The sequence below is a fragment of the Streptomyces sp. genome (assembly GCF_019510245.1).
Taxonomy (GTDB): domain Bacteria; phylum Actinomycetota; class Actinomycetes; order Streptomycetales; family Streptomycetaceae; genus Streptomyces.
Genome location: NZ_JAEKKT010000389.1, coordinates 1 through 5,719 on the forward strand (window position 1 = coordinate 1; position 5,719 = coordinate 5,719).

A 5,719-nucleotide genomic window follows, 5' to 3' on the forward strand; every position below is an offset into this window, starting at 1 on the left:
GGGCTGTCGACCTTCGTGTCGGAGTTCCTCGTGCTCGTGGGCACGTTCACCCGGTACAAGGCCGCCGCCGGGATCGCCACCGTCGGCATCATCCTCGCGGCGCTCTACATCCTGCTGGCCTACCAGCGCACCATGCAGGGCCCGCTCGCCGAGCGGTTCGCCGGAGCCGGTGAGGGGCTGCGTGACCTCCGCTCGCGCGAGGTGCTCGCGGTCGCCCCGCTGCTCGTGCTCATGCTGTTCCTGGGCTTCTACCCCAAGCCGGTGACCGACATCATCAACCCGGCCGTGAAGGCGACCATGCAGGACACCCACTCCACGGATCCGAAACCGACCGACGCCGACGCGACGGGAGGCAACCGCTGATGCCCACCGACCAGATCACGGCACCCTCGATCGCCTACCTGCCGCTGATGCCGATGCTCGTCGTGTTCGGTGCGGCCACCGTCGCGGTGCTCGTCGAGGCGTTCGCGCCCGCCGCGCACCGGCGCCTCGCCCAGGTCCTCGTTGCCGTGCTCGGCCTCGCCATCGCCTTCGGGTTCGTGGTGTACCTCGCCGCCGACGGCACGCACCGCCTGGTGGCGGAGTCGGCGCTGGCCATCGACGGACCGACCCTGTTCCTGCAGGGCACCCTGTGCCTGCTCGGCATCGGCAGCATCTTCCTGCTGGCGGAGCGCAAGCTCGACCAGAGCGGCGGTGAGGTCGTCAGCCAGGCCAGCAACCTGCCCGGCTCGCGGGAGGACCTGGCGCTCGCCGACAGCACCCGGGTCCAGACCGAGGTCTACCCGCTGGCCCTGTTCGCGCTGGGCGGCATGCTGCTGTTCCCGGCCTGCAACAACCTGCTGCTGATGTTCGTGGCGCTCGAGGTGCTCAGCCTGCCGCTGTACCTGATGGCCGGGCTCGCCCGTCGCCGCCGGCTGCTCAGCCAGGAAGCGGCGATGAAGTACTTCCCCGGCCACAGCGACGCCCTGCTGTTCCTCGGCATCGCGATGCTCGCCGTGGGGCTGCTGTTCAAGGTCGGCGCTGTCCCGTTCCAGGCGTGGACCCCGGACGTCTACCAGGGCAGCCCGACGCCGGTGACGGCGCTGATGGCGGCCTGCACCAAGGTGGCGGCCTTCGGCGCGCTGCTGCGCGTCTTCTACGTCGCCTTCGGCACCAGCCGGTGGGACTGGCGCCCGATGATGTGGGCGGTCGCCATCCTGACCATGGTGGGTGGCGCCGTGCTGGCGGTGACGCAGACCGACGTGAAGCGGATGCTGGCGTACTCCTCGATCGCGCACACCGGGTTCATCCTGGTCGGCGTGATCGCGGTCAACCGCGACGGCCTCTCCGGCACGCTGTTCTACCTGCTCACCTACGGCTTCACGACACTCGCCGCGTTCGCCGTGGTGGGGCTGGTGCGCGACTCCTCCGGTGAGGCGACGCACCTGTCGCAGTGGGCGGGCCTGGCGAAGAAGAGCCCCGAGGTGGCTGCCGTCTTCACCTTCCTGCTGCTGGCGCTGGCCGGCATCCCGCTCACCAGCGGCTTCATGGCCAAGTTCGTGGTGTTCCGGGCCGCCCAGGAGGGCGGGGCGACCGCGCTGGTCGTGGTCGGTGTCGTGGCGAGCGCCGTCACCGCCTTCTTCTACGCCCGCGTCATCCTGCTCATGTACTTCCAGCAGCCCACTCCCGACGGCCCCACGGTCGCCATCCCGAGCGCCTTCACCACGTCGGCCATCGCCCTGGGGCTGGCCGTCACGGTGGCGCTGGGCGTCTACCCGCAGCCGCTGCTCGACCTGGCGGACAAGGCAGCTCTGTTCGTGCGATGAGCGCGTCGTCCGGCCTGCTCAGCGGCACCGACCCTGCGCTGCAGGACTCGGTGAACGAGGGGCTGACGCAGGTCGAGGCGCGGCTGCGCGAGGTGGTGCAGAGCGCCAACCCGATGCTCACCGAGGCGGCGGCGCACCTGGTCGACGCCGGCGGCAAGCGCTTCCGCCCGCTGCTCGCGCTGCTGGCTGCGCACCTGGGTGGTGGCGTCAGCCCCGCGGTCGTCGACGCGGCGGTCGTCGTCGAGCTCACCCACCAGGCGACGCTGTACCACGACGACGTGATGGACGAGGCGAACGTACGCCGTGGCGTGCAGGCCGCCAACGCACGCTGGACCAACACCGTCGCCATCCTCACCGGCGACTATCTGTTCGCCCGCGCGTCCGACCTCACCGCCGGGCTCGGCACCGAGGCCACGCACCTGCAGTCGCGCACCTTCGCCCGGCTGGTCGAGGGCCAGATCGCCGAGACCGCAGGCCCTGCCGAGGGCCAGGACCCCGTCGAGCACCACCTGCAGGTGGTCGCCGACAAGACGGCCTCGCTCATCTCGACCAGCGCGCGCCTCGGAGCCCTCATGGCCGGCGCCGAGCCGGTGGTCGTCGAGACCGTCGCCGAGTACGGCGAGCTGATCGGGATCGCCTTCCAGCTCTCCGACGACCTCATCGACGTGCTCTCGGAGACCGCGGAGTCGGGCAAGACCCCGGGCACCGACCTGCGCGAGGGCATCGCCACCCTGCCGGTGCTGCTCGCCCACGACGACGCTGCGCTGATGGCAGTGCTGGCCGGTGACCTGTCCAGCGACGCGGCCCTCGACGAGGCGCTGCGCACCCTGCGGGCGCACCCTGCGCTGGAGCTGGCCCGCGAGCGGATGTCCGGGTACGTCGAGCGGGCCCGCGAGGTCGCGCTCACGCTGCCCGAGGGCCCCGCCCGGCAGGCGCTCGTCGCCCTCACCGACTACGTCCTCGCCCGGACGGGCTGAAGCACGCGGGCCGTCGGTGACCGTCGTCACGACGCCAGGGGGACGCCGGTTCCGGCTGTCCCTGTTCGACCTCGGTCTGGCCTGCTGCGCGGTCGAGTTCGTCGCGGCCACGGTCCGGGAGGACCCGCCGCCGACCGCGCCGCTCGAGGAGGCCCAGGTGCTCGTGGTCAGCGGCACCGTCACCGACGTCTCGGCACCTGCCGTGCTGCGCGCCTACCAGGCCCTCGCCGAGCCGAGGTACGTGATGTCGTTCGGCGCCTGCGCGAACACCGGCGGCCCGTACTGGGACAGCTACAGCGTCACCAAGGGCGTGGACCAGCTCGTCCCGGTCGACGTCTACGTCGCCGGCTGCCCGCCGCGGCCGGAGGCGCTGCTCGCCGCCCTGGAGCAGCTGCCATGAATCAACCCCACGCAGCCGCTCGCTCCGCTCACGCCTCCGCGGGGACCCCGGGTTGGGTCCAGGACGTGACGGCGGCCCGCGACGGGGGCGCCGTCTTCTTCGACTTCCTCACTGCCGTCGACCTCGAGGCTGATGGCTTCCAGGTGGTGTGCCGGCTGTGGGACCCCGAGCAGCGCACCGAGCAGCTGCTCACCACCCACTGCCCGCGGGAGGACCCGCGGGTCCCCAGCGTGGTCGGCGTGTTCGCCGGCGCGGCCTGGCACGAGCGCGCCGTCGCCGACCTGTTCGGCATCGTCTTCGAGGGTCATGACACGCAGCCGCTGCTGCTGCCCCCCGGCTTCGAGGGGCACCCGCTGCGCAAGGACTTCCCGCTTGCCGCCCGGGAAGCCAAGCAGTGGCCCGGCGCCAAGGACCCGGGAGAATCGGACGCCGACCTCCTGGTCCCCAAGCGCCGCCGGGCCAAGCCCCTCGGCGCGCGAGACTGGCCCTCATGACCTCACTGTGCGGAGGCCCCGCCTGCACGCCCCGCGTGAGCCCGCACAGTCACGTCCCCCAGCCGGCACTGTGCGGAGGCCCCGCCTGCACGCCCCGCGTGGGCCCGCACAGTGCGGCCTGCGAGCACCGGCAGGGGCGGCCATGACGGCGTACCCGGTGCCGGAGAGCTCGCGGGGGATCATCGCGCTGGACGAGAACGCCTGCACCAGCTGCATGCTGTGCGCGCGGGAGTGCCCCGACTGGTGCATCGAGATCGACTCGCACAAGGAGACGGTGCAGGAGCCGGGGTCGCGGCCGCGGGTCGTGGCGGTGCTGGACCGGTTCGCGATCGACTTCGGCTTGTGCATGTGGTGCGGCATCTGCGTGGACGTGTGCCCTTTCGACGCGCTGTTCTGGGCGCCCACCTACGACCACGCCGCGCCCGATGCGTCCGGGTTGGTGCACGAGCGCTTCGACCTTCGCCAGTGGCTCCAGGACGTCCCCGAGACGGGAACGCCCTGAGCCGGCACCGCGTTGTACAGGATGCCAACACCAATCGGGAGGCACGGTGCACGGGCACCAGCACTTCAACGGTCTGAAGACCGCCGTCCTGCTCGGCGGCCTCGCTGCCGTCCTCATGCTCGCTGGCGGGCTCATCGGCGGTAGCAGCGGCGTCGTCATCGCCTTCGTCATCGCGCTGGCCCTCAACGGGTTCGCGTACTTCAACAGCGACAAGATCGCGCTGCGCTCGATGCACGCGCAGCCGGTCACCCGCGAGCAGGCCCCGGAGATCTACGAGATCGTCGAGGAGCTCGCGACGCGGATGTCGATCCCGATGCCGGCGCTGTACATCAGCCCGACGCAGGCGCCCAACGCCTTCGCCACGGGCCGGAACCCCCAGCACGCCGCCGTCTGCTGCACGTCTGGCATCCTCGAGATCCTCGACAAGCGCGAGCTGCGCGCCGTCCTCGGGCATGAGCTCGGCCACGTCACCAACCGCGACATCCTCATCAGCTCCGTCGCCGCGACGGTGGCGACCGCGATCAGCTTCCTCGCGAACATGGCGATGTTCAGCGGCCTGTTCGGCGGTGGTCGCGACGACAACGACAACGCGGGCGGTGCGCTGCTGTTCGCGTTCCTCGGACCGGTCGCGGCGGGCGTCATCCAGATGGCGATCAGCCGCAGCCGCGAGTACCAGGCCGACGCCACCGGCGCCGAGGTCTCCGGTGACCCGCTCGCCCTGGCCAGCGCGCTGCGCAAGCTCGAGCTCGGGACGGCGGCCCGGCCGCTCCCGCCAAGGGCGTCGGCAACCTGTTCAGCACCCACCCGCCGATGGCCGACCGCATCCGGCGTCTCGAGGAGATGGCCGGCAGCAAGCTCCAGTGAGCTCTCGCGGGCCCCGACCCCCGGCGGGCCTGACGAGACGGCCGGCGCCTCTGCTCCCCCCAGAGGCGCCGGTCTTCGTCGTACGGGCGGTCAGCGGTAGTTGGTGAACTGGACCGCGAAGTCGAGGTCCTTGCCCTTGAGCAGGGCGATGACGGACTGCAGGTCGTCCTTCTTCTTCGCCGACACCCGCAGCTGGTCGCCCTGGATCTGGGCCTGCACGCCACGCGGGCCCTCGTCGCGGATGATCTTGCTGACCTTCTTGGCGTTCTCCATGGAGATCCCCTCCGACACCTTGGCGGTGAGGCGGTACTCCTTGCCGGACTGCTGCGGCTCACCGGCGTCCAGGGTCTTCAGTGAGATCTGCCGCTTGACCAGCTTCTCCTTGAACACGTCGAGCAGCGCCGCGCAGCGCTCCTCCGCCGACGCCTTGATGACGATGTCGTCGCCGGACCAGGCGATCTCGGCGCCGGTGCCCTTGAAGTCGTAGCGGGTCGCCGCTTCCTTCGCGGCCTGGTTCAGCGCGTTGTCCACCTCCTGCCGGTCGACCTTGCTGACGATGTCGAACGACGGGTCGGCCACGAAGGACTCCTTGCTATCGTTTCCCGCGCACCAGGCGGGTTGCCCGAGTGGTCAATGGGAGCGGACTGTAAATCCGTCGGCTTAGCCTACGAAGGTTC

Annotated in this window: 5 protein-coding genes and 3 pseudogenes; 7 read left to right on the forward strand and 1 reads right to left on the reverse strand. The window is 71.0% G+C overall.

The features are described from left to right. From JF597_RS52545 to JF597_RS52575, 7 genes and pseudogenes are all read left to right on the forward strand, one after another. Positions 1–363: pseudogene (locus JF597_RS52545) on the forward strand (NADH-quinone oxidoreductase subunit M); the annotation flags it as partial. Continuing rightward, on the forward strand, positions 363–1,805 hold the full coding sequence (locus JF597_RS52550) for an NADH-quinone oxidoreductase subunit N (protein ID WP_294014004.1): 1,443 nt from the start codon (positions 363–365) through the stop codon (positions 1,803–1,805). The pseudogene JF597_RS52545 and the gene JF597_RS52550, both read left to right, overlap by 1 nt. Further along, a complete protein-coding gene (locus tag JF597_RS52555; protein WP_294014006.1) occupies positions 1,802–2,782 on the forward strand; it encodes a polyprenyl synthetase family protein in 981 nt (326 codons plus the stop codon). The genes JF597_RS52550 and JF597_RS52555 overlap by 4 nt, the downstream gene beginning before the upstream one ends. A gap of 16 nt (positions 2,783–2,798) precedes the next feature. Next, the gene (nuoB, locus tag JF597_RS52560; RefSeq protein WP_366916582.1) at positions 2,799–3,182 is read left to right on the forward strand and encodes an NADH-quinone oxidoreductase subunit NuoB; all 384 of its coding nucleotides are present in this window, start codon (positions 2,799–2,801) and stop codon (positions 3,180–3,182) included. Then, positions 3,179–3,676, forward strand: a complete 498-nt coding sequence (locus JF597_RS52565; RefSeq protein WP_294014008.1) for an NADH-quinone oxidoreductase subunit C — start codon at positions 3,179–3,181, stop codon at positions 3,674–3,676. The genes nuoB and JF597_RS52565 overlap by 4 nt, the downstream gene beginning before the upstream one ends. Before the next feature lie 157 nt (positions 3,677–3,833). Further along, positions 3,834–4,163: pseudogene (locus JF597_RS52570) on the forward strand (4Fe-4S binding protein); the annotation flags it as partial. A gap of 61 nt (positions 4,164–4,224) precedes the next feature. Then, a pseudogene (locus JF597_RS52575) lies at positions 4,225–5,042 on the forward strand (M48 family metalloprotease). A gap of 90 nt (positions 5,043–5,132) precedes the next feature. Here JF597_RS52575 and JF597_RS52580 read toward each other — a convergent pair. Further along, positions 5,133–5,621 (reverse strand): YajQ family cyclic di-GMP-binding protein, encoded by a 489-nt coding sequence (locus JF597_RS52580; RefSeq protein ID WP_294014010.1) that lies wholly within the window; start codon positions 5,619–5,621, stop codon positions 5,133–5,135. Between the last annotated feature and the right edge of the window lie 98 nt (positions 5,622–5,719).

Excerpts from the sequence above, each read along its gene's own strand:
- JF597_RS52565 (WP_294014008.1), top strand. The coding sequence starts at position 3,179 with ATGAATCAACCCCACGCAGCCGCTCGCTCCGCTCACGCCTCCGCGGGG.
- JF597_RS52555 (WP_294014006.1), top strand. The coding sequence starts at position 1,802 with ATGAGCGCGTCGTCCGGCCTGCTCAGCGGCACCGACCCTGCGCTGCAG.
- JF597_RS52550 (WP_294014004.1), top strand. The coding sequence starts at position 363 with ATGCCCACCGACCAGATCACGGCACCCTCGATCGCCTACCTGCCGCTG.